Genomic DNA, 907 nt, shown 5'->3' with positions numbered 1-907 from the left:
TGTCTCGTCCTGAAAAAAGTTGACTAATACAAAGTCAACATATGAGTTATCAGGTAATTAAACAAAAAAGAGAAAGCTCGTCGAAAAAGTACAGCGAAGTATTTAAGCGGATGGTTGTTGAGGAATTCGAACGAGGGCCTCTGAACAAGGATCAGCTGCAAGCCAAATATGATATTGGTGGCAATACCAGAATATTTGAATGGTGTAAGAAGTATGGTAAATTGCACTATCCCAGCAAAGGGAGTATAGGTGCGCCCATGAAAGATCCCCAAAAACGACGAATAAAAGAACTGGAGAAGGAATTAGCTGATGCAAAGTTAAAGTTATTGGCCTATGAGAAGCTGATTTCGCTTGCTGAAAAAGAAGAAGGGATCAGTATCTTAAAAAAGGTCGAAGCCGGACAATTACCGAGCTTGCTCAAGTCTACCCGCGAAAAGTGAGTATGTTCTGTGAGTTGTTTGGCTATTCAAAACAAGCTTATTATAAACAAGTTAAGCATCAGACCAGATATGCTAAAAGTTATAGTGAGCTAAAAGCAGAAGTGCTTCAGATCCGTCGGCAGATGCCACGGCTTGGTACCCGTAAACTTCATTTTTTACTAGGCAAAACCTGCACGATAGGCAGAGATAAACTCTTTGACTTGTTACGTAAGGAAGGCCTACTGGTTTTAAAGCGAAAAAAATATACTGTTACTACCGATTCGCGACATTGGATGCGAAAATATCCGAATAAGATTAAAGACCTAATTATTAGCAGGCCCGAGCAGCTTTGGGTAGCTGACATCACTTACATTGAGACGATCGAAGGTAATGCTTATCTACACTTAATTACGGATGCTTATTCCAAGCAAATAATGGGGTACGAATTATGTTCAAATATGGAAGCATCTTCTACGTTAAAAGCACTT

At 39.6% G+C, this 907-nt stretch carries 2 protein-coding genes; both read left to right on the top strand.

What is annotated here, in order from left to right; translation table 11 throughout:
- Positions 1–41 precede the first annotated feature (41 nt).
- The gene (locus tag J4N24_RS25400) at positions 42–440 is read left to right on the top strand and encodes a hypothetical protein (protein WP_207536547.1); all 399 of its coding nucleotides are present in this window, start codon (positions 42–44) and stop codon (positions 438–440) included.
- A 2-nt stretch (positions 441–442) separates the two neighbouring features.
- Positions 443–907, top strand: a 465-nt coding sequence (locus tag J4N24_RS25395) for a DDE-type integrase/transposase/recombinase (protein ID WP_207536546.1), incomplete at its 3' end; no start/stop codon positions are given.

The organism is Desertivirga arenae (assembly GCF_017355785.1).
GTDB lineage: Bacteria > Bacteroidota > Bacteroidia > Sphingobacteriales > Sphingobacteriaceae > Desertivirga > Desertivirga arenae.
This window is presented reverse-complemented; position numbering and strand designations above follow the sequence as displayed.

Coding starts and splice junctions, on each gene's coding strand:
- J4N24_RS25400 (WP_207536547.1), top strand. CDS start 42: ATGAGTTATCAGGTAATTAAACAAAAAAGAGAAAGCTCGTCGAAAAAG.